Source organism: Actinomadura sp. NPDC023710 (assembly GCF_040639875.1).
GTDB lineage: Bacteria > Actinomycetota > Actinomycetes > Streptosporangiales > Streptosporangiaceae > Spirillospora > Spirillospora citrea.
Genome location: NZ_JBFAGB010000023.1, coordinates 1 through 22,153, shown reverse-complemented (window position 1 = coordinate 22,153; position 22,153 = coordinate 1). Strand labels below are relative to the sequence as shown.

General features: G+C 71.6%; 17 protein-coding genes. 4 read left to right on the top strand and 13 right to left on the bottom strand.

Annotated features, from left to right (window positions below):
• Window positions 1–2,253: 2,253 nt before the first annotated feature.
• The 3 genes from AB0H37_RS25440 to AB0H37_RS25430 all read right to left on the bottom strand — a co-directional run bounded on the left by AB0H37_RS25440 (window position 2,254) and on the right by AB0H37_RS25430 (window position 5,603).
• Window positions 2,254–2,589, bottom strand: coding sequence for a hypothetical protein (locus AB0H37_RS25440; RefSeq protein WP_360615676.1), 336 nt, complete (start codon window positions 2,587–2,589; stop codon window positions 2,254–2,256).
• A gap of 752 nt (window positions 2,590–3,341) precedes the next feature.
• Window positions 3,342–4,286: a D-alanine--D-alanine ligase gene (locus AB0H37_RS25435; protein WP_179838253.1), complete on the bottom strand. Its 945-nt coding sequence runs from the start codon at window positions 4,284–4,286 to the stop codon at window positions 3,342–3,344.
• 24 nt (window positions 4,287–4,310) lie between these two features.
• Window positions 4,311–5,603 carry a PLP-dependent aminotransferase family protein gene (locus AB0H37_RS25430; RefSeq protein WP_360615674.1) on the bottom strand — a complete coding sequence of 431 codons (1,293 nt, stop codon included), beginning with the start codon at window positions 5,601–5,603 and terminating at the stop codon, window positions 4,311–4,313.
• A 201-nt stretch (window positions 5,604–5,804) separates the two neighbouring features.
• Between AB0H37_RS25430 and AB0H37_RS25425 the strand changes: the two genes are divergently transcribed.
• Window positions 5,805–6,422, top strand: a complete 618-nt coding sequence (locus tag AB0H37_RS25425) for a GNAT family N-acetyltransferase (protein ID WP_360615672.1) — start codon at window positions 5,805–5,807, stop codon at window positions 6,420–6,422.
• Window positions 6,423–6,520: 98 nt separating this feature from the next.
• On the opposite strand, the gene trxA is transcribed toward AB0H37_RS25425, so the two are convergent.
• Both trxA and trxB read right to left on the bottom strand, forming a co-directional pair.
• Entirely contained in the window at window positions 6,521–6,835 is a 315-nt protein-coding gene (gene trxA, locus AB0H37_RS25420) for a thioredoxin (protein ID WP_179831431.1), read from the bottom strand.
• Window positions 6,836–6,948: 113 nt separating this feature from the next.
• Window positions 6,949–7,902 (bottom strand): thioredoxin-disulfide reductase, encoded by a 954-nt coding sequence (trxB, locus tag AB0H37_RS25415; protein ID WP_179831430.1) that lies wholly within the window; start codon window positions 7,900–7,902, stop codon window positions 6,949–6,951.
• A 153-nt stretch (window positions 7,903–8,055) separates the two neighbouring features.
• Between trxB and AB0H37_RS25410 the strand changes: the two genes are divergently transcribed.
• The gene (locus AB0H37_RS25410; protein WP_179831429.1) at window positions 8,056–8,628 is read left to right on the top strand and encodes a dienelactone hydrolase family protein; all 573 of its coding nucleotides are present in this window, start codon (window positions 8,056–8,058) and stop codon (window positions 8,626–8,628) included.
• Between the two features lie 193 nt (window positions 8,629–8,821).
• On the opposite strand, the gene AB0H37_RS25405 is transcribed toward AB0H37_RS25410, so the two are convergent.
• The 6 genes from AB0H37_RS25405 to AB0H37_RS25380 all read right to left on the bottom strand — a co-directional run bounded on the left by AB0H37_RS25405 (window position 8,822) and on the right by AB0H37_RS25380 (window position 17,046).
• On the bottom strand, window positions 8,822–9,598 hold the full coding sequence (locus AB0H37_RS25405) for a zf-HC2 domain-containing protein (RefSeq protein ID WP_360615669.1): 777 nt from the start codon (window positions 9,596–9,598) through the stop codon (window positions 8,822–8,824).
• Window positions 9,595–10,203, bottom strand: a complete 609-nt coding sequence (sigM, locus tag AB0H37_RS25400) for an RNA polymerase sigma factor SigM (protein ID WP_229810071.1) — start codon at window positions 10,201–10,203, stop codon at window positions 9,595–9,597. Before sigM ends, AB0H37_RS25405 begins: the two co-directional genes overlap by 4 nt.
• A 187-nt stretch (window positions 10,204–10,390) precedes the next feature.
• Window positions 10,391–11,995 carry a protein kinase family protein gene (locus tag AB0H37_RS25395; RefSeq protein ID WP_179831426.1) on the bottom strand — a complete coding sequence of 535 codons (1,605 nt, stop codon included), beginning with the start codon at window positions 11,993–11,995 and terminating at the stop codon, window positions 10,391–10,393.
• A gap of 165 nt (window positions 11,996–12,160) precedes the next feature.
• Window positions 12,161–13,879 (bottom strand): murein biosynthesis integral membrane protein MurJ, encoded by a 1,719-nt coding sequence (murJ, locus tag AB0H37_RS25390; RefSeq protein WP_360615667.1) that lies wholly within the window; start codon window positions 13,877–13,879, stop codon window positions 12,161–12,163.
• Window positions 13,872–16,340: a DUF6049 family protein gene (locus AB0H37_RS25385; protein WP_360615665.1), complete on the bottom strand. Its 2,469-nt coding sequence runs from the start codon at window positions 16,338–16,340 to the stop codon at window positions 13,872–13,874. The genes murJ and AB0H37_RS25385 overlap by 8 nt, the downstream gene beginning before the upstream one ends.
• 166 nt (window positions 16,341–16,506) lie before the next feature.
• Complete coding sequence (locus AB0H37_RS25380) at window positions 16,507–17,046, bottom strand: YbaK/EbsC family protein (RefSeq protein WP_179831424.1); 540 nt, start codon at window positions 17,044–17,046, stop codon at window positions 16,507–16,509.
• 381 nt (window positions 17,047–17,427) lie between these two features.
• Here AB0H37_RS25380 and AB0H37_RS25375 point away from each other — a divergent pair, with 381 nt between their 5' ends.
• Together AB0H37_RS25375 and AB0H37_RS25370 are read left to right on the top strand one after the other, a co-directional pair.
• Window positions 17,428–18,903, top strand: coding sequence for a CCA tRNA nucleotidyltransferase (locus tag AB0H37_RS25375; protein WP_360615662.1), 1,476 nt, complete (start codon window positions 17,428–17,430; stop codon window positions 18,901–18,903).
• On the top strand, window positions 18,900–20,213 hold the full coding sequence (locus AB0H37_RS25370) for an adenosylmethionine--8-amino-7-oxononanoate transaminase (protein WP_360615660.1): 1,314 nt from the start codon (window positions 18,900–18,902) through the stop codon (window positions 20,211–20,213). Before AB0H37_RS25375 ends, AB0H37_RS25370 begins: the two co-directional genes overlap by 4 nt.
• Here AB0H37_RS25370 and AB0H37_RS25365 read toward each other — a convergent pair.
• Window positions 20,210–21,529 carry an MFS transporter gene (locus AB0H37_RS25365; RefSeq protein ID WP_360615658.1) on the bottom strand — a complete coding sequence of 440 codons (1,320 nt, stop codon included), beginning with the start codon at window positions 21,527–21,529 and terminating at the stop codon, window positions 20,210–20,212. The two genes, AB0H37_RS25370 and AB0H37_RS25365, sit on opposite strands and share 4 nt — an antisense overlap.
• A 418-nt stretch (window positions 21,530–21,947) precedes the next feature.
• The coding region (locus tag AB0H37_RS25360) for a hypothetical protein (RefSeq protein ID WP_360615656.1) at window positions 21,948–22,153 on the bottom strand (206 nt) is incomplete at its 5' end.

The following is a 22,153-nucleotide window of genomic DNA, read 5'->3' as shown; positions in this document are numbered from 1 at the left end:
CCCGAGCGCCCCGGACCCCTCAAGGCTCCGGGGCGCTTCTCGTTCCCGCCTCCACGTTTCCCGTGAAACATCCTCCACCTGGCGAGGGAGCTCTCCCGCAGGGAAGAGGATCCGTCCTGAGCAAGTCCGGCCTCCCCATGACCGAACGCCTTCTGCGAGGCCGCACGCTTCCGGCCTAGTCAGTGCCGCCGACAGAACCGGCCGCACCGGCGGCTGTCTTGCCGTGCCCAGCCTCACCAGACGCGGTGGCCACCGTCTGCCCGACCTCCCACCAAACGTGCAGGTATGGCGAGGCCGGACCCAGTGGAGTTCCCGGTGCGCCACCCCGTTCCGCGCGGGCGGCGCGGGGGCCCGGTCAGGTCGTCAGCGGGACTCGCTCGCGAAAACCCTGGCGCGGCTGGCGGGTTGACCGACGGCTGGCGTCCGGGGGTCCGGGGTCGGATTCAGGGCGAGTGGGGCGAAGGGCACACGGCGGCGTCGATAAGCGCGACGACCTCGGCGGTGGGCGCTTGAACGAGTCCCACCCGAGGTGGGCCCAGTAGGGGCCAACCCAGCACGGGCGCGCCATCTCTCGCAGTTGCCCCGCGTGCGCCCTTCCACGTACCAAGCCGGTCGGCTCAGCGACGTCCGGGCCCAACGCCGAACCGATCTGCCCATTGCCCGGGCACGCCACCTTGGCAGTAGCGCCGCGTGCGCCCCGATCGACGTGTCCAGCTGCTCGTGCTCGGTGGACGTCTCGGCACGACCTACCCACGGCCCGCGACACCGAAGTCCGGCAGCTAGGTGTGCGCGACCAGTGAACCGTCGATCAAGCCACGACGAACTTCTCCAGGAATGGCGGCGGAACCGTCCCACCCCACCGACGCCGCACAGTGCCGCAGCAACGCCGAGTTGGCGGCTGTGAAGGCGCACGGGCGGGCCGTCGATCTGACCGGCGCGCGGTGGGCGACCCTGCGGCCACTGCTGCGGTCCCCCAGCGGCAGGGGCCGGCCGTTGAGCCGACCAACGCCAGATCAAGAAACTGGTCAACCATCACCAAGATCATGACCATGTCTCCAGAGGACGGCAGGTCCACAGCGCAGCTCTGGTAGGCGCTCCAGCCCCCGGCCATACGAGGAGGGTGTTTCACGTGAAACTGAGGGTCTCCCGTTTTGAACGCCGGCTGAAGGACGATCCCCCGCAAACCGGCGGCATGGACCCCCGGCCCCCGAGTTGTGGGGCCAGGTGGCGCGGGCGACGTGGCTGGCGGTCCCCCTGAGCACGTGGCAAAGCTCGGCTCCCACCCTTGCGCGTGAGCAGCGTGATGGCAGATGCGGCCATCCGCCAGCGTCATCAAGCCTCTGCTGGCCGCCGACGTCGTCGACCGGCTTTACCTGTCCAAGTTCGCCGGTCTCCTGGCGGCGGTGCCTGACCGGACAGGACAACGGGCAGAACAGGCGGGCTGCGCGGGCACGCCGTTGCTCTGGACGGCCAGGAGTCGGCCCGCTCCCGCGGCTGAGGAGAGGCAGCCATCCGCAGCCGCCCATGCGGTTGGCAAGGGCAGCCGCTCGGAGCCTCGCGGCGCGGTAGGGGTGGGCGTGCGGGGCTGGCGCAGTCGCTTCTTGTCCCCGTCCTGGTAAGCCGGGCGGCCCCGCGCGGCACGGGCGCAATGTTGGTGCCGCAGAATCTGGTGGGCAAGTTTCACGTGAAACCTGCCTACCTGTGGGCCCAAGGGTCCGGGCGCAGGCGGCGCATGACGCCCCAGCCGTCACCATGGGGTGGCCTTGACCATGTGCCCGTGGGCGCACCGCCCAGAGCCTTCGCTATGTGGACCTACCCTTCACGCATTGCGGCCGTGAAGCGGGAGCTGGGGGGCGGGACGGGCCCTGCATGTTGCGGGTGGCCGCCCGTAGACGCGGGCCGCCGGCGCCTGGCGGGCGCAGAACACGCGCCGATGTGTTCGGAGAAGCCCGCTTTGCGCTCCTCAACTTCGGTCTAACGGGCGAGGGCGGTCGCCGAGGAGTAGAGAGTCCTGTCCTCTGCGCACACCTGGCGTCTCGCTCACCGGCGTATCGCGAGGCGGATGCCGGTCGCGTATGGGGACGGTCAGTCGTTGGTGTGATGCCGCATGGTCAGGCGCTCGCCAGGAGCCGTCGAACACAGCCTCGGTGCTGTCCCATGAATTGGGCAAACTGTATGGAGTGGATCCCTGTTCCCGCCGACCTCCAGCCCCGGAACCTCTGCCGGACCGTGCAACTCAGCGGGCTCCCCTGCCTAGGCCGGGACTCGGACGGTTCCCAACGATTTGGCCGACCCGCTTGTGAGCGGCGCCGCTGGGCGCGTCCTGCTTGGTCGCGCTGGCGTGGTCGATAACTCCCCTTGGCCCGGATGTTTCGGCGCCATCGCGGCCGCCCGGAACAGAGCCACCACCATCGAAGAGAAGCTGTCCGCCGCGATCACACCCACGTCGGGGTCGCTGGCCATCTGATCGAACTCGACATATTGGTCGGCGGGCAAGCTGCTGAAGCCGAGCGCCACGTGCGCCCCGGTGCGCACCGCAGCCCAGACGTTCTCCTCGACCGCTGCGGTGCTGGTGTACTCGACGAGCACGTCGACCCGGGGGCACCGCGTCCAGCGCGTCAGCGAACGGGGCCGTAGACCGCGCCCGTACTCCAAGGGAGCTGACGACCTTCTCCAGACTCTTCCTCGCCGCAGCCCCCGACGCCCCGGCGTTGAGCGTCGACTGGTCGGCCCCCTCGATCGTCGCAAGAATCGGCAGCACCGTCCCAGCCGGTAATCCCGGCAAGCCACACATGGATCGGCCCGGACGCCGATTGGTGCGGGACATCCGGGTACGCGCGACGCCGTCGCTTCTGCACGACAGGGACGGCGCTCACCGATTTGGCCGTGGTCGGACTTGGCCCTCTGGAAGTGGGCGCCCTGTCGCGTCGAGAACGGAGTCCCGATCCTGCAGCGGCGTCCATCGCCGGGTGTGCTGGTTGACCGCGAATGGTGGGCTCACCGTGAGCCGGGGAACTAGCGCTCGGAGGCGTCTGCCGGGTTGGCCCCATGCGAGGACTGCGCTGTTTCACGTGAAACGAGGGCGGGACTCCTGCGAGCCGTTACGTATGTGGCGGTTTGCTGGCCTTCGCGCGGCGAACTTCGGCGCCCCTGTGAGGAGGGGGCTTCTGGTGTCGTGGGGCGGTGCCCTGCCGCCCTGCCGTCCTGCGGTTTCGAGTTCGGTCAGGTTCGCTGGGCCGTGGCTTGTGCCCTGTAGGAATAAAGGTCGGATCGAGGGACCGTCGTGGCCGGCCGCCATCGACCACGCAGGCTCAGGTTGAGGCCGGTGTGCGGGGACGGGGTCAGCGGAGATGGGAGCGGAGGAGGGATTCGCAGACTTCGCCCAGGTCCAGGTCGGCGACGCTGATGGCTCGGGGGAGGAGGCTGGTTTCCGTCATGCCGGGGGCGACGTTGACCTCCAGGAAGTGGACTTCGCCGTCGGGGGAGACGATGAGGTCGGTGCGGGAGAGGTCGCGTAGGCCGAGGGCGCGGTGGGCGGTGATGGCGGCGGCGGCGGCACGGGCGGTCGCTTCGGGGGTGAGGCGGGCCGGGGTGATGAACTCGGTGTCGCCGGCGTCGTAGCGGGCCGTGTAGTCGTAGCGGCCGCCGGGGGCGATGATCTCGACGGCGGGCAGGGCGGTCGGGGCGCCGTCGAGATCGATGACGCTGACCGCGACCTCGGTGCCGCCGATGTAGCGCTCGACGAGGGCGGCGTCGCCGTAGGCGAAGCAGCCGACCATGGCGGCGGACAGGTCGGACGCCTCGTGGACGACGGAGGCGCCGAGGGCCGAGCCGCCGCGGGTCGGCTTCACGAACAGGGGGAGCCCGAGGCCGCGGACGATCTGGTCGAGGACGGACGCCGCGCCGAGGTCGTGGAAGACCTCCTTCGGCAGGGCGACGGAGTCGGGCGTCCGCAGGCCCGCGCGTCGCACGACGGACTTGGCGGTCGGCTTGTCCCAGACGACACGACATGCGTCCGGACGGGCGCCGACATAGGGGACGTCCAGGAGTTCGAGGACGTCGCGGATCGAGCCGTCCTCCCCCGCCGCGCCGTGCAGCACGGGGAAGACGACGTCCGGCGGGTCGTCGGTCAGGGAGTCCAGGAGTGTCGCGTCGGCGTCGCGGAGTTCGACCGGGATGTCGCGGGCACGCAGCGCGTCGGCGACGCGTCGTCCGGAGCGGAGCGAGACCTCCCGCTCGTAGGAGAGTCCTCCGGCGAGAACGACGACATGCCCGAGTTCCAAGATGACTCCCGTTTCACGTGAAACAAGTCAGACGATGCCCGGGCCCGGCGTCTGGACACCGGTGGACGAGCCGCCGCCGGTGGGCCCGAAAGTGTCCCGGAGACGGATCTCCTGCTCCACCACTCCGGCCAGCCGGCGGACGCCCTCACGGATCCGGTGCGGCTCGGGGAAGCAGTAGGACAGGCGCATGTGCCGGTGGCCGGTGCCGTCCGCGTAGAAGCCGGTACCGGGGACGTAGGCGACGCGCTCGGCGATCGCGCGGGGGGCCATCGCCTTGGCGTCCAGCCCCTCGGGGAGGGTGAGCCAGACGAAGAAGCCGCCGGCGGGGCGCGTCCAGGTGCAACCGTCGGGCATGAGTTGGTCAAGGGACTCCAGCAGCGCGTCACGGCGCGTCCGGTACAGCTCGCGGAAGTCCTTGATCTGCTCCCGCCACGGCTGGGTGGTGAGGTACTCGCGGACCGCGAGCTGCGAGAAGTTCGACGGGCACAGGATCGCGGACTCGGCGGCCAGCACGAGCTTCGCCCGCACCGCGTGCGGCGCCAGCACCCAGCCGACGCGGAGCCCGGAGGCGATCGTCTTGGAGAACGAGCCGAGGTAGATGACGCGGTCGGCGTCGTCCGCGCGCAGGGCCCGCATGGGCTCGCCGTCGAAGCCGAGGAGCCCGTACGGGTTGTCCTCGATGATCAGCACGTCGTACTCGGCGCAGATCTCCAGGATCTGGGCGCGGCGGGCCGTGGTGAGGGTGACGCCCGCGGGGTTCTGGAAGGTCGGGACGGTGTAGAGGAACTTGACGCGTCGTCCCTGGGCGCGGAGGCGGGCGAGGGTCTCGCGCAGCGCGGACGGCACGAGGCCGCCCTCGTCCAGCGGCACGTGCACCACGTCGGCCTGGTAGGCGGCGAAGGTGCCGAGCGCGCCCACGTAGGACGGGGCCTCCGCGACGACGACGTCGCCGGGGTCCACGAAGATCTTCGTAATGAGGTCGAGCGCCTGCTGCGCGCCGACGGTGACGACGACGTCCTCCGCGGACGCCTGGACGCCCTCCAGGGACATGACCTCGCAGATGTGCTCGCGGAGCTGCTCGTCGCCCTGGGCGGAGCCGTACTGGAGTGCTTCGGCGCCCTTGCCGGCGACGAGTTCGCCGATCATCCGGCCGACGACGTCGAGGGGGAGCGCCGAGACGTAGGGCGCGCCGCCCGCGAGCGAGACCACCTCGGGGCGGGCGACCATCGCGAACAGGGCCCGGATCTCCGACGGCACCATGCCGGCGGCACGGGCGGCGTAGCGATCGGCATAGGCATCCGTACGCGAGTGCTGTTCCACGAGGCCACCTCCGAGGCGATTCGGCTTCCCTGCAAACTACGTCATGACCACCGCGGCGAGACGCGTGGGTGTGGCGTGCCGCGGCATTGGGGAAACTCCTGTCCGATACGATGCCCGCGGGTCCCGGATGGTTGCCGGGAACTTCCGCCGCCACGGGTCCCGGGCCGGCGGGCGAGGATCGCAGCAGGGGGTGCCGACCCGGTGTCGCGTCGTCTCGTCAACATCACGCTCGACAATCTCGATGATCTGCCGCACCGCTGTCGCGGCTGCGTGTTCTGGGAGCTGGACCCGGTGAGCCGGGACCGGGCTCAGGAGAGCGGCGACGCGGGCCTGGAGAAGGAGGCGTGGGTCTCCTCCACCCTCCTGGAGTGGGGCAGCTGCGGCAAGATCGTCTACGTGGACGACGTCCCGGCGGGGTTCGTCATGTACGCCCCGCCGCTGTACGTGCCGCGTTCGGTGGCGTTCCCGACGAGCCCGGTGAGCGCGGACGCGGTGCTGCTGATGACGGCGCACGTCCTGCCGGAGTTCTCGGGCGGCGGCATCGGCCGGATGCTCGTCCAGGGAGTCGCGAAGGACCTGACGCGGCGCGCCGTGAAGGCGATCGAGGCGTTCGGCGACCTGAAGGGCGAGGAGGGCGGGTGCATGGTGCCCGCCGACTACCTGCTGTCGGTCGGGTTCAAGACCGTCCGGCCGCACCACCGGTACCCGCGGCTGCGGCTGGAGCTGAAGTCGGCGCTGTCGTGGCGTGAGGACGTCGAGGTGGCGCTGGAGCGGCTCCTGGGCTCCATGACACCAGAAGGGGTGCTACGGCCCGTCTGAGGCCCTCTGAACGGCGCGTGGCCCGCACTCCGGGTTCGGAGGTACGGGCCACGCGTTTCGCGCTCGCCGCGGGAGACGGGAGGCGGTTCGGAGAAGGCTCAGATGAACTCGGCGAGATCCCTCAGCAGGGCGGCCTTCGGCTTGGCGCCCATGATCTGCTTGACGACCTCTCCGCCCTTGTAGACGTTCATCGTCGGGATCTGCATGACGCCGTACTGCTGCGGAACCTGCGGGTTCTCGTCGATGTTCAGCTTGACGATCTGGAGCTTGTCGCCGTGCTCCTTGGAGATCTCCTCCAGGATCGGCGCCACCATCCGGCAGGGGCCGCACCATTCCGCCCAGAAGTCGACGAGAACGGGCTTGTCGCTCTCCAGGACCTCGGACGCGAAGTCGGCGTCGGTCACGGCTTTCATCGGTCTCCTTCGGTTCTCGCGTGTGGGCGGGGACGCTCCCCCGCCCGTGCAGCCCACCGCGACGGCTTCGGCCCGGCGTCCGCCGGGCCGGCGTCGCGAGGCCGGTGGGGCGGTCAGGCTTGCGGGACGGTCTCGGCGGCGTCCTGGTCCTGCAGCCAGCGCTCGGCGTCGATGGCGGCCGAGCAGCCGCTGCCCGCGGCGGTGATGGCCTGCCGGTAGATGTGGTCGACCACGTCGCCGCAGGCGAACACGCCGGGGATCTTCGTCCGCGTCGTGGGTGCGTCGACCAGCAGGTAGCCGTCGGTGTCGGTCTCCAGCTGCCCGGCGAACAGGTCGCTGCGCGGGTCGTGGCCGATCGCGATGAACAGCCCGGTGATCTCCAGGGCGGACTCCGCGCCGGTCCTGGTGTTGCGGACCGTCACGCCGGTCACCCGGTCGTCGCCGTGGATCGCGGCGATCTCGCTGTCCCACAGGAACTTGATCTTCTCGTTGGCGAACGCCCGGTCCTGCATGATCTTGGACGCGCGCAGCTCGTCCCGCCGGTGCACCACGGTCACCGAGCGGGCGAACTTGGTCAGGAAGATCGCCTCCTCCATCGCGGTGTCGCCGCCGCCGACGACGGCGATGTCCTGCTCGCGGAAGAAGAACCCGTCACAGGTGGCGCACCAGGAGACGCCGCGGCCGGACAGCCGCTTCTCGTCCGGCAGCCCCAGCTCGCGGTATCCGGAGCCGGTCGCGACGATCACGGTCTTGGCGAGGTAGGTCTCGTCGCCGACCTTCACGACCTTCGGGTCGGCGGTCAGGTCGACCTCGGTGACGTCGTCGGTGATGAGCTCGGCGCCGAAGCGCTCGGCCTGCTTGCGCAGGTTGTCCATCAGGTCGGGGCCCATGATGCCGTCGGGGAAGCCGGGGAAGTTCTCCACGTCGGTGGTGTTCATCAGCGCACCGCCGGCCGTCACCGAACCCTCGAACACCAGCGGCTTCAGGTCACCGCGGGCCGCGTAGACGGCGGCCGTGTAGCCCGCAGGACCGGAGCCGATGATGATGACGTTACGGACGTCGCTCACAGTTCTTGCCTCTCCTCGTTGGCCGTCGGTGCCGCTCCGAGCCGGCCTCACAGTCGCGTCAACCGATCCTAGGGCCCGCTGATTCCCCGGTACGCGGCGCCGGGCCGCCCACCAGCGGCACGAGGGTCCGGGCGGCGCTCTAGGCTGTGGCCCATGGCACGCATTCTCCTCCTCCACTCGATGTACGGGCTCCGGCCCGCGGTGCACCAGGCGGCCGACCGGCTCCGTGCCGCCGGGCACGAGGTGCACACCCCCGACCTCTACGACGGGCGCGTCGTCGACGACGCCGAGGCCGGGATCGAGATCAAGGACGAGATCGGGCGGGACGAGCTGCTGCGCCGCGCCGTCGTGGCGGCCGCGCCGCTCACCGGGGAGGGCGGGCTCGTCTACGCGGGGTTCTCGCTCGGCGGATCCATCGCCCAGAACCTCGCGTTCGCCGACGACAAGGCGGCGGGGCTGCTGCTGATGCACGGCACGTCCGACATCGCGGAGGACGCGTCCACCGACATCCCGGTGCAGCTGCACGTCGCCGATCCCGACACCTGGGAGCCCGTCGACTGGCTCAACGCGTGGTACCTGCAGATGCGCAAGGCGGGCGCTGACGTGGAGGTGTTCCGCTACCGCGGTGCGGGCCACCTGTTCACCGACCCGGACCTGCCCGACCACGACGCCGAAGCGGCCGAGCGGGCCTGGACGACGGCCCTCGACTTCCTCGCCTCCCTCTGACGACGCGCCCCGGTCGCCGCAACCGCCGAGAAGCCCGGCACTACCGCCGCTGCTCGACGAACTTCGCAGGAAGTCCGGGCGTCCCATAGAGAGCAGGACGTCTCGGGCAGCCCATGTGCCATGTGAGAGGCCATGGACGGGGTCGGCCGTCCATGGCCTTCAGATATACGGGCGCCCGGTCAGGGCTTGGCGGTCAGGCGTTCTTCAGCTGCTTCAGCAGGTGATGGGCCTGCGGGGAGCAGTCCGGTCCGACGACCCAGATGTTCCGCTTGCCCGGCCGGTCGCCGTTCACCGCGATGATGATCGCGGGCTGTCCCTCGTATTTCGCCTGGTCGACGAGCAGAAGCGACTGCTCGCCGGCGACGCCGGTGACGCAGCCGCGGAGCCGCGGGTCGGGCGCGGCGGCCTCCGAGCGCATCTTCTGCTCGCCCGTCACGATGCCGCCGACCTGATCGCCCAGCGTGCCCGACCGGTAGTCGGTGCCGCTCTGAGCGACCTTGAACGTGGGCGCGGGTTCTCCGGGAGCCACCTTCGGCACCCCCGACCCCGAGCCGGAATCGGTCAGGGAGCGGTGCGGGGCCGGGTGCCGTGCCGCGCTGTCGCTGCTGCTCGCGCCGTCCATCGCGATCTTGCCGACCGTCGCTCCGCCGCCGAGCACGACCACCGTCGCCGCGGCCGCCGACAGTATCCGCCAATGCCGCCTTCCGCGCCGTTGCTCCAGGCTCGCCACGGTGGCGGTGTGCATCGACTCCGCCGCGATGGCGGTGTCGATGCGTTCGGCCAGTTCGGCGGGCATGGACGGCACCGGGGCCTCCGCCAGGATCCGGGAGACGTCCGCAAGGTCGGCGGACAGGTCACGGCAATCGGCGCAGGTTTCGAGGTGTGCGTTGACGGAGGCGGCTTCGTCGTCTTCGAGAAGTCCCTCGGCCAGGTCGGCCAAGACGTCGTAGTCAAGGTGCGCGGGGTTCACTTGGGCATGCCACCTCCTTCCACACCTCCGACGTTCCTGGGCTCGCGTCGGTTCCGGTGGTGGACGAGAAGGGGCGCGAGCCGGGCGCGGCCCCGCGCGCACCGGCTCTTGATCGTTCCGGGCGGGACCTCCATGACCTGCGCGGCGTCGTCTACGGAGTAGCCCATCATGTCGACGAGGACGAGGGCGGCCCGCTGCTCGTAGGGCAGCTGCTCCAGGGCGGTGCGGACGTCGAGGGAGACGCCGTGCGCGTCGGTCGGGTCGGGCATCTTGGGCGCGACGGCGTCGAACGTCGCGTCGTCGCCCATCGGCGTCGCGGGACGGACGGACTTGCGCCGGACGCGGTCGAGGCAGGCGTTCACCACGATGCGGTGCAGCCAGGTGGTGACGGCGGCGTCCCCGCGGAACCGTCCGGCGGCGCGGAAGGCCGAGAGGCACGCGTCCTGCAGCGCGTCCGCCGCCTCCTCCGGGTCGCCCAGCGTGCGCAGCGCGACCGCCCACATGCGGTCGCGGTGGCGGTGCACGAGTTCGGCGAAGGCGTGCGGATCCCCCTGTGCGTGCCGGGCGAGGAGCTCCTTGTCGGGTACTTCGCCTACGCGAGGCATGCTCACCGACGTCATGAGCGACCGCTTTCTCGTTCGGGACGCCCGGTCGGCGCCGGGCATCGGCGACCGGCTGCTGAGGTAGGCACCACGTGATCCTGGGGGGCGAGGGGACAAACTGCTCACAGGCACGATACAGACATGCGCCGCTCCACGTCACAGCTCACATCGGCCCCCTGCCGGAACGTGATCAGCCGGCCGCCCCGTAGACGGCGATCTCGCCGAGCCGCCCCTTGAACGGCCCGCCGGGCAGCTTGGTGAACCAGACGAGCACGTACCGGCCTGTGGCCTGCGGGTTCGCGGCGAAGGCCACTTCGCCGCCGTTGGGGGCCTGCTCCCCGACGCGCTTCAGGTCGGTCGGGGACTGCGAGTCGCCGACGCGGACCTGCAGCACCCCGCCGCTCACCGGGGAGTAGACCTTCACGTTGGCGACCTTGACGGGCTTGCCCATGTCGAGCAGGACGCCGAGGCCCTTGGAGTAGCGGCCGAAGTCGGAGTCGGCGTAGCTCTGGGTCTCCCAGGAGCCGCTGGGCTTGCCGTCGATGACGGACGCGAGGTTCTTGCCGATCGCGCCGTCGACGTGGCCGCCCACGGGGCGTTCGGCGGGCGAGACGCCCTGCGGGGCGAGCTTCGCGACGGACGGCTTGGGCGGCGCGCTCGTCTGGGAGTTGTCGGTGGCGCCGCCGCCCTTGGGGTCGTCGTCGCCGCCGGTGCCGGACAGCGCCCAGGCGCCGAGCCCGACGATGACGGTCAGCGCGGCCGCCGCGATGCCGATCAGGGCGGGGTTGGCCGGACGCTTGGGGCCGCCGTGGCTGTGCGCGGGCGTCGTGCGGGTGGAGGTGGACGGCGGTGGAGGCGGGGAGGCGTGCCGCTGGGCGCGCGCACGCGGCGGCGGGACGTGCGAGGCCGCGGGCGGCTCGGGCGCGGGCTGCCGGTGCGGCTGCGTCGGCGGCGCCTGCTGGGGCGCGGGGCGCCTCGGCGGCGTCTGCCGCGGGGACGCCGGCGGAGCGTTGCCGAGCCCGGCGAACAGCGGCAGCGGGGTGCGCGGGACGCCGCGCAGCGCCTTGGCGAGGTCGGCGGGGGTCGCGAGCGGCTCGCCCGTGCCGATGCCGAGGCAGCGGCAGACGATCGAGTCGACCCCGTGCGAGATGCCGGCCTGGACCTGGCGGGGCGCGTGCGGGACGCCGTCGGACGCGGGCGCGGCGGGCAGCGCGGAGCCGTCCTCGTCGCCGGGCCAGTGGGCGGTGAGCGCCGCGTACAGCATCCGGCCGAGGCCGCGGACGTCCTCCGCGGCGGAGTCGTCGGAGCTGCGGTCGCACAGGACCGCGTCCGTGGCGACGCCGAGGATCTTGACGGTGCCGCCCGTCGTCCAGACCAGGTCGCGGGGGGTGAGGCAGAGGTGCGAGAGCCCGGCGGCGTGCGCGGCGGAGATCGCCTCGGACGCCTCGTACAGCAGCGTCGCGGCGCGGCCCGGCTCCAGCGGGGCCTTGGAGAGCATGCCCTCCAGGGGCTCGCCGGCGACCCATTCACTGACGATGTAGGCGCTCTCCCCCGAGTCGTCGGCGTCGAACACCTGGGTCAGGCGGGGGTCGGTCAGCCTGCTGGCCGACCGTGCCGACGTGACCGCCTCGGCGATCCGGGGGAACTCGGGGTCGAAGGTGCGGACGGCGACCGCCCGCGCGAGGATCTCGTCGATGGCCTTCCAGAGCGACGAGCCGCCCGAGTCGCTGATGCGCTCCTCGAGCCGGTAGCGGCCGGCGAGTCGGGTGCCGGGCTCGATGACTGACGTGCTCACGGCAACGTCCTGCACAGGTGGTCAGATCCCATGTTCGTGGCGTGGCAGCTTACGCCTCCGACCCTCCTCTTTTGCGTTCCCCAGGGTGTCGCCCCGCAGGCCGTAGTCCCCCACATGGTAGTGGTTACTCGCGCGAGTGGCCGCCTTATCGCCGCGCGTCCTTTTTTACTTTGCGCGTCCCGGCAGCCGGCGTGCGAACGTGGCGATGGTCGTCTGGATCTCCTCCACGCGCATCAGCTTGGCGAACAGCACGTACAGCAGCCCGCCGCCGACGGACCCGGCGACCAGGGTGGCCAGTGCGGGCAGCATCGTGTCGGTGCCGCCCAGGGCGTCCGCGATCGTGTGCGCGGCGTAGGCGAACCCGATCAGCGGCCAGATCGCGACGAGCAGCTTGAGATGGCCGCCGACGATGCGGCGGCCGTCGATGCCGCCGAGCTTGCGGCGCAGCACCAGCCAGCAGGTGATCGTCCCGACCAGGTTGGTGACGGCGAACCCGCCCGCGATGCCGACCACGATCCACTTGACGTCGAGGACGTTGTAGGCGGTGAACGCCATGATGATGTTGGCGGTGGTGACGACGAGGCCGACCAGGGCGGGCGTCCGGGTGTCGCCGTGGGCGTAGAAGACCCGCAGCATCAGCTGGTAGACGGAGAACGGGACGAGCGCGAGCGCGAACATCTGCATGACCCGCGCGATCACCAGGGCGTCGGCGGCGGTGGTGTTGCCGTGCGCGAACAGCACGGTGGTGATCTCCGGTCCGAGCACCAGCATCAGCGCCGCCGCCGGCATGATGATCACCGAGGAGAGCCGCAGCCCGCTGGAGAACGCGGCGCGCACGTCGGCGGTCTTGCCCTCGGCGGCGAACCGGCTCATCCGCGGCAGCAGCGCGGTGATCACCGACACCCCGACGATCGCGTAGGGGAGCTGGAAGAGCTGGTAGGCGTTGAAGTACGGGGTGTACCCGTAGCCCTCGCCGAGCCCCTGGTCGAAGGCGAGCTTGCCGGCCCGGTTCGTCAGCGCGGTGACGACGGCGAGCGCGACCTGGGTGGCGACGACGTACAGCAGCGTCCAGCCGGCCATCCGCCCGACCTCGCCGAGCTCGCCGCGGCGGAAGTCCAGCCGGGGCCGCCACCGGAACCCGACGCGGCGCAGCGACGGCCACAGCGCGACCGTCTGCAGGACGATCCCGCCGGTCGTGCCGACGGACAGCAGCATGAGCTGCTGGTCGGAGATGGTGGACGGGTCGACGCGGCCGGTGGTGACCGCGAGGAACGCGCCGCCGACCGCGATCACGACGATGTTGTTCAGAACGGGCGCCCACATCGGGGCGCCGAAGCTGCCGCGCGTGTTGAGCACGGCCCCGGCGAACGCGCCGACGCCGTAGAAGAACAGCTGGGGCAGGAAGAACCGTGCGAACAGGACGGCGACGGCGCGCTGGTCGCCGGTGTAGCTGCCCGCGAGGACGTCGATGAACAGCGGCGCGAGCAGCACCGCCACGACGGTGAGGACGGCGAGCCCGATCACCGCGAGGGTGAACACGCGCTGCTCGTACTGCTCCCCGGCGGCCCGGTCGCGCTGCTTGGCCCGCACCAGCAGCGGGACGATGACGCTGGTGAGGATGCCGCCGAGCAGCAGGTCGTAGATCTGGTTGGGGATGGTGTTGGCGGTGTTGTAGGCGTTGGCGACCAGCCCGGTGCCGAGCGCGGCGACGATGACGGCGGTGCGCAGGAAGCCGGTGATGCGGGACGCGAGGGTCCCCACCGCCATGATCGCGCCGGACTTCAGGATGCCGGACGAGCCCTTGCCGTCCTGCGGCGGAGGCGTGTCCACGACCGTGGTGTCGGCGTCCGGGGCGCTCCCGCCGGGGAGGGGGATGTCAACCACCGTCTCCGCGGCGATGTTCCCCGCGCCCGGCGGCCGGCCCGTCGGCGGCGGGCCCGGGTACTGCGGCGGGGTCCTCGGGCCAGGAGTCTGCGGGCCCGGCCGCCGGCCCTGCGGGATCGGCCCCTGCGGGCGCGGTCCCTGGGGCGGGGGTCCCTGGGGCGGCGGGCCCGGCGGGTACCCCTGGGGGTCGCCCTGCGGCGGGTAGCCCTGTCCCGGGCGCCCCGGAGTATTCGGCGGAGGGTATCCCGGGCCCTGGGAACCAGGGCCCGGGGAGCCCGCCCCCTGGTTCCCCTGTCCCTGTCGATCCCATTCCGGTCGACCCGTCACCGGCTGCCTCCGCTTTCCGGCGGCGCCTCGCTCTGATGGCCCGCACTCCGACGCCCACGAAGAGTACGGCAAGTCCGCCGCCCGTGATGAGCAGGGCGAGCCGCCCGTATCCGGTCGTGGTGACCGTGATGGTCTCGCCGTCACCGTACGTCCGGCCGCCCGCGCCGGGAATCTGCAGATCGAGACGGACGCCGAAGTTGCCGTTCCCGGCCGCCTGCGCCGGGATCCACCGCTGGGCCCGCTCCCCGGGCCCGAGCTCGATCACCGCGTCGTCGGGCTCCAGCTCGCCGAGCTTGAGCTTGGCGGAGTTCTCCGAGGTCACGACGAGCCGGACCTTCACCGACTGGTCGCCCAGCGTGTTCTCGACCAGGACGGGCAGCTTGCCCGAGCTGCCCCCCATCAGCACGCGCCTGTTCTTCGGGGGGACGACTCTGACCCGGTGCATGTCGTTCCTGAGCTCGTCCTCCAGCTCCTTGCGGGCCCGCTTGGCGCGGCTCGGCGACGTGCGCCAGCCGACCGACTCCAGCCGCAGCACGGCGCGCTCGTAGGAGATCTTCACCGGGCCGGTCATCACGGCCTGGAACGTCGCCGCGCGCTTCGCGATCGCCCGGGTCTGGTCCAGGTGGACGTCGCCCAGCTCGAACTTCTCGTAGTCGTCGGAGTAGCCGTGGAAGGCGCGGTCCTGCGGCTGGGCCGACTCGACCGACCGCAGCGGCACCTCGCGGATCCAGGACGCGGCCTTGGTGTAGGTGAGCAGGTTCTTGGCGAGCCCGTCGGAGGGGTCCCACAGCCGGTCGGGGGCGACGACGACGGTGCGCTGGACGCTCGGCGCCTCCGCCGCGATCATCGCGGTCTCGGCGAGGAAGCGCTGCTCGCTCATCAGCGCCCGGGAGGCGGACCGCGACCCCTCGTCGAGGATCTGGGTGACCGTCTGGTCGTACAGGAGGGCCTTCTTGGCGCCCAGGTGCGTCTGGAGCGCGGTGGTCGCGTTCGGCTGCGCGCCCGTCGCGGGGTTCTCGAACTGGGAGCTGCTCATCAGGAACGACCCGCCGTCCTTCAGGGCGTACCTGGCGAGCTGTTCGAGCGTGCCGGGCCCGCCGACGCCGGACGCCGGCCAGGCGACGTGCGCGTCGGGCTGGCGGCCGAGGAGCTGCGCCACGAAGCCGGTGTTGCGCGCGTCGAAGGCGACGCCGATGTCGCGGGTCGCCTTGCGCCGGACCAGGGCCGTGACGTCGGGGTCGCCGTAGGGGAGGACGAAGTAGGGGTCGCCCTTGGAAGCGGTCTTGAGCGACGTCAGCCACGTCGCCGCGACCTTGCTCTTCTCCTTCCGGACGCCCTTGGCGGCCCCGGGCGCCTTGACGTAGTAGTCGCCCGACGCCATCTGCCGCACGTCGTCCAGCAGCGCCGGGTCGATCGCCCACGTGACCGGCGTGCCGGTGGTGGCGGCGGCCTCCACGAGCCGGTGGAGCCGGCCGCCGGGCGACAGCTCCTTGGTGAGCTCGTCGTCGATGAAGGTGCGGTCGTTGGCACGGTGCATCCGGTCGATCAGCGGCAGGACCCAGCCGACCGCCACCGGCTTGAAGCTCCGCTGCTTCGGCATCAGCGTCAGGAAGGTCGTCAGGCCGCCGACGACCTGCTGCGCGGAGTTCAGCACCTCGACGCGCATCGGGTACACGCCGGGGGTGGCGGCGGGGGCGCGCAGGCCCAGCTGCTGCGCGGTGGTCCGGAAGCTCCAGCCCTGGGTCACGCCGGGCCGGGTCGCCTGCGCGAGAGACTGCTGCTGCGGGGCGACGTTGGGCAACGCGGTCTGCTGCCCGGACGCGAGCTGGTCGAGCTGGCTCCGGCTGGTCATGGGCTGGGCGCTGTAGCGCAGCCGCAGGGTGAGGCCGGCCAGCGCGTGGCCGGTGCGGTTGCGCGCCGCCCCGGAAATCTCGATCTTGGATTTCGCGGTGAGGGTCTTCGGCGTGACCTTGGTGAGCGCGAGCGCCACCTGCGCGCGTGCCTGGGCCGCGGCGGGGGCCTTCGCGGGGGTCCGAGCCCGGACCCCGGCGGGGGACGCCATGGCCGGGGAGGCCGCCATCGTGAGGCAGGGCAGCAGCGCGGCCAGCGCCAACGCGCGTCCGACCGCTTTCACGCCGTGTCCGCCCTCACGCCGTGCCCGTCCAGAACCCGTCCGGCGGCGCGAGGACAGGCCGAGGACGGCGGGCGTCGTTTTCCCGCACCACGGCCCCGATGGTAGTCCGTCGGTGTTCATGGCGTTGCCCGGTGCACCCGCCCGCCGGCCGCGCCGGGCGCGCGGGTCAGGTCGTCACGTGGTCCCGCCCCGGGGCGGACGCGGCGCTGAGCGGGGCCAGCAGGTCGACGGGTTTCGGGTGACAGAGGGAGTACAGCGCGCTGGCCTTGATGCCGAGCGCCGTGGACGCCTCGCCGGTCGCGGTGTAGACGACGCCGTGGGCGTGGAGCCCGTCCACGAGGCCACGGTCGATCAGCAGCGGCATCGACTCCGGCAGGAGCAGCGGGCAGACCAGGCCCGCGGCGTACTCGGTGACGGCGTTGACCACGTCCGCGTGCGCGGGACGGACACCGCGGGCCCCCACGCCCAGCCGCACCGCCTCGGTGGACGGCCGCCGGCCCGCCGGGACGATCGCCCCGGCCAGGAAGGGGCGGCCGTGGTGGGCGCCGTCGCAGGAGTAGACGCGGGTCACCAGGCACCGCTCCGGCGGCAGGCCGAGCGCCCTGGGCAGTTCGTCGGCCCGGGACATCGCCAGGCGCAGCCGCACGATCTCGTGCGCCGTCTCCCAACCGAGAAGCGCGCGGTGGATGGTGAGAGCGTCCTTCATGTTCGGCTCCATCCCGCGGGGGGCGACCCCGCTCACCCCCGGATCTGGTTTCCCTACGGCCCCGTGCGTCGCACACTGCGGGGGGAGACCCCCACATACCCGGAACGGCAGGTGTCATCCCTGCCGCGCGGCACGCGAACCCATGCGACGCACCTCAACCGCACGTGCGGCGGACCGTGGCCCTTTTGGATCCCGCTACCGTTGTCGGTACGGGAGGCTCACCGGGTCGCGCAGGGCGTCGTCGGGGTGCCCGAAACGTAACCCGGGGAACGGGGCGTGTGAAGGGCCCCGTCCTCCTTCGGCCCCGAAAGGACTCCCGTGCGGGCCCCGGCGCTCGCCAGAAAGTCCTTTGTCAGCCCGTCAACCAAGGAAATACGCTCGATGGCCGTGCCAAACCAAAACGTGACCCCAGAGTCCTCGCGGCGTACCGCGATCACCGAGCTGCTGCGCGGGATCGCGCCCGTCGCCGACGACCTCGGCGCCCGGTTCGCGGCGGCCGGTCACGAGCTGGCGCTGGTCGGCGGGCCCGTCCGGGACGCGCTGCTGCGCCGTCCGACCAAGGACGTCGACCTGACCACCGACGCCCCGCCCGAGCGCACCCTGGAGATCATCCGCGGCTGGGCGGACGCGCACTGGACGATCGGCATCGACTTCGGCACGGTCGGCCTGCGCAAGGACGGCGTCGAGCTGGAGATCACCACCTATCGCAGCGAGTCCTACGACCCGAAGTCCCGCAAGCCGGAGGTGTCCTACGGGACGTCCCTCGTGGAGGACCTGCGCCGCCGCGACTTCGCCGTCAACGCGATGGCGGCGCGGCTGCCCGGGCACGACTTCGTCGACCCGTTCGGCGGCCTCACCGACCTGCAGCGCAAGGTGCTGCGGACGCCCGGCCGGCCGGAGGACTCCTTCAGCGACGACCCGCTGCGGATGATGCGCGCCGCCCGGTTCGCCTCCCAGCTCGGCTTCACCGTCGCGCCCGACGTCGTGCGCGCGATGAAGGACATGGCGGGCCGCATCGAGATCGTGTCGGCCGAGCGGGTCAGGGACGAGCTGTCCAAGCTGCTCTGCGGCCGGTACCCGCGGGAGGGCCTGGCGCTGCTGGTCGAGACCGGCCTCGCCGCGCACGTCCTGCCCGAGCTGCCCAGGCTGCGGCTGGAGATCGACGAGCACCACCGGCACAAGGACGTCTACGAGCACTCGCTGATCGTCCTGGAGCAGGCGATCGCGCAGGAGGAGGACGGCCCCGACCTCGTCCTGCGGCTCGCGGCGCTGCTGCACGACATCGGCAAGCCCAAGACCCGCCGGTTCGAGACGGGCGGCCGGGTCTCCTTCCACCACCACGAGGTCGTGGGCGCGAAGATGGCCCGCAAGCGGCTGACCGCGCTGCGCTACCCGAAGGACGTCATCTCCGACGTGTCCCGCCTCGTGGAGCTGCACCTGCGCTTCCACGGCTACGGGACCGGCGAGTGGACCGACTCGGCCGTCCGCCGGTACGTGCGCGACGCCGGGCCGCTCCTCAACCGCCTGCACAAGCTGACCCGCGCCGACTGCACCACCCGCAACAAGCGCAAGGCCGACCGGCTGCGCCGCACCTACGACGACCTGGAGGTGCGGATCGGACGGCTGGCGGAGGAGGAGGAGCTGGCCGCGATCCGCCCGGAGATCGACGGCAACGAGATCCAGGAGATCCTCGGCATCACCCCCGGGCCCCTCGTCGGCCGCGCCTACGGCTTCCTCCTCGAACTCCGCCTGGACCGCGGCATGATCGGCAAGGATGCCGCCGCCGACGAACTGCGCCGCTGGGCCGCCGCGGAGGGCATCGGCACCACGTCCGGCCGTGAGGAGGACGGCGAGTGATCCCGTTGCAGCTGGGGCGGATGAGCCCCCGGGAGACCGAGCGGATGCTGGAGTTCGACCGGGAGCACATCTGGCACCCGTACGCGCCGATGCCGGCGACGGCGCCCGCGCTGCCGGTCGTGTCGGCGGACGGGGTGCGGCTGACCCTCGCGGACGGCACCGAGCTGATCGACGGCATGTCCTCCTGGTGGGCGGCCGTGCACGGCTACAACCACCCGAAGCTGAACGCGGCCGTCACCGGGCAGCTCGGCAAGATGGCGCACGTCATGTTCGGCGGGCTCACGCACCCGCCCGCCGTCCGGCTCGCCGAGCGGCTCGTCGAGATCTCTCCCGAGCCGCTGACCAAGGTGTTCTTCGCCGACTCCGGGTCCGTCGGGGTCGAGGTCGCGATCAAGATGGCGCTGCAGTTCTGGCGGTCGCAGGGGCGTCCGGAACGGCGCCGGCTCCTCACCGTCCGGGGCGGCTACCACGGCGACACGTTCGGCGACATGGCCGTCTGCGACCCGGTGAACGGGATGCACCACATGTTCACCGACGCCCTCACCCAGCACGTCTTCGCGTCCCCGCCCCCGCTGGGCTACGCCACCGAACCCGACGAGGCGTACCTGGACGAGCTGGCGGATCTGGCCGCGAAGCACGCGGACGAGCTCGCCGGGATCATCGCGGAACCGATCGTCCAGGGCGCCGGCGGCATGCGCTTCTACGCCCCGGAGTACCTGCGCGCCCTCCGCGACATCGCCGACGAGCACGGACTGCTGCTGATCCTGGACGAGATCGCCACCGGGTTCGGCCGGACGGGCGAGCTGTGGGGCTGCGACCACGCCGAGGTCGTCCCCGACATCATGTGCCTCGGCAAGGCGCTGACCGGCGGCTACATGACGATGGCCGCGACGTTGTGCACCGACCGCGTCGCCCACGGCATCACCTCCGGCGAGGCGGGCGTCCTGATGCACGGGCCCACCTTCATGGCCAACCCGCTGGCCGCCGCGGTCGCGTCCGCGTCCATCGACCTGCTGCTCTCGCGCGACTGGCGGGACGAGGTCGACACCATCGAGGCGGTCCTGACCAGCGAGCTCGACGGCGTCGCGGAGCTCCCCGGGGTGGCGGACGTCCGCGTCCTCGGCGCGATCGGCGTGATGGAGGCGCGCGAGCCGGTGGACGTCCTGGACGTCCAGGAGATCGCCATGGCGCACGGTGTCTGGCTGCGGCCCTTCGGCAGACTCGTCTACACGATGCCGCCGTACGTGTGCACGGAAGACGAGGTCCACCACATCGCCGCCGCGATGCACGCCATAGCGGAGTCGCTCTAACGCAGGGCGTGCGCGGGCCGGCGCGTGCGGGAGGCGGCCGTCCGGTAGGCCACGGCGCCCGCTGCGTAGGCCACGACCACCGCGAGGAGGGTGAGGCCGGCGCGCCCGTCCGAGGGCAGCCAGGTCGCGGCAGCGGCGGCGGCAGCGGCGAACGTCGCGTTGAACAGCATGTCGTAGACGGCGAAGACCCGCCCCCGGTAGGCGTCGTCGATCGTCTCCTGCAGCGTCGTGTCGACGCACAACTTCACGCCCTGCGACACGACGCCGAGCAGGAAGGCGCCGACCGCCCAGGGACGCTCCGCGAACGGCATTCCGAGGACGAGCAGGCTCAGCGCGGCCCCGCCGAGCTGCCACGCCACCCACGCCTGCTTGCTGATCCGCCGCACCACCGGCGGCGTGATCAGCGCCGCCGCGAAGTACCCGGCGCCGGACACCCCCAGCATCAGCGCGAACGTCTCCAGCCCCCGGTCGGGATCGCCGGCGAAGTGGTTCCGGCACAGCAGCAGCGTCATGATCAGAACGACGCCGTACAGGAACCGGTGAAACGAGATCGCACCGAGCGCCAGCGCCGCCTGCGGCCGCCGTGCGATATGCCGCCCCCCGTCCACAAGCCCGCCCAGAACCCCCCGGATCGCCTCGACGGCCCGGGGCGCCTGCGACCCCTCCGCCCCAGTCGTGACGTCCTCCGCCGCCCGGTGGGGGCCGAGCAGGCCCTTCGGAAGGGTCGTCGCGATCAGTCCGGCCAGCAGGAACAGCGCCGCCGCGACCACCAGGATCAGTGCCGTCCCGTCGTGCCCCGCACCGAACACCTGCCGGAACCCGTAGCCGACGCCCGCGCCGGCGAACGCGATGATCGTCCCGGACGTGACGCTGAACGCGTTCGCCGTGACCAACTGGTCGCGTCGCACGACGTGCGGGAGCGCCGCCGACAGCGCCGCGAGGAAGAAGCGGTTCACGCCCAGCACGACGAGCACCCCGAGGAAGAAGCCGAGCCCGTCCTGCCCGCCCGCCACGAGCCCGGCGACGATCAGCACGAGCAGCGCGCGCAGCACCGGCGTCCACACGAGGATCTGCCGCCGCCGCCACCGGTCGATGAACACCCCGGCGAAGGGCCCGAGCGCCGAGTAGGGCAGCAGCGTCACCGCGAACGCGGCCGCCGCCTTGGGCGCCGTCGCCTGCCGCTCGGGCGAGAAGAACACGTATCCGGCGAGCGCCACCTGGAACACGCCGTCCGTCAACTGCGAGGCAAGCCGCGTCCCGTAAAGCCGCCGGAAATCCCGCCCTCGCAAGATCCCCCGCAACTCACCAGCCTGCATCTGATCAGGTTATGTCCTGTTTATCGCACTCCTCTCCTCCTTCGGGCCCTTGGTGCCCTCCATCGTCGAGGACCACGGCCGATCGCCGGCATCGCCCGTCGCCGAGCGGCTCGCTGCCCGATCAGTTCTCGCAAGATCCCCAGGTCGTCGCGTGGTTGCTGCGCTGGCTGAGGCCGGCGCTGTGTCCATCGCAGTGGGTACCGCGGCCGACCGAAGCGCCGCTTCGCAGTTGCCTGGCGGCCGGCTCGCGATCAGGGGGACCCCCGGCGAAGCCGAGCGAAGACGCGATCGTGCGGGACTGAGTCGCCCAGCGGGCCGTCCAGTGGGAACAAGGTGGAACCGTCAGGGACGCAACGACACCGGCCACCGACCGAAGGGGCGCTGGGACCGCAGCCGGCGCCGCAACCACGCGGCGACCTCAATGGTTGCGATCGCGTCCGAAGGCAGATTCGAGCGAAGCAAGAATCTGATCGCGCAGCGAGCCGCAAGGCGAGCCGAAGCGATGCCAGCGATCGCCCGCGTAGTTGTGGGGGCGGGCGCTGACTTTGGCGTTGCGGCACGGGTGATACGGATGGGGCTTACACAATTTGTCCCCATTCGTTACATTTCCGTACGCGACTCTCC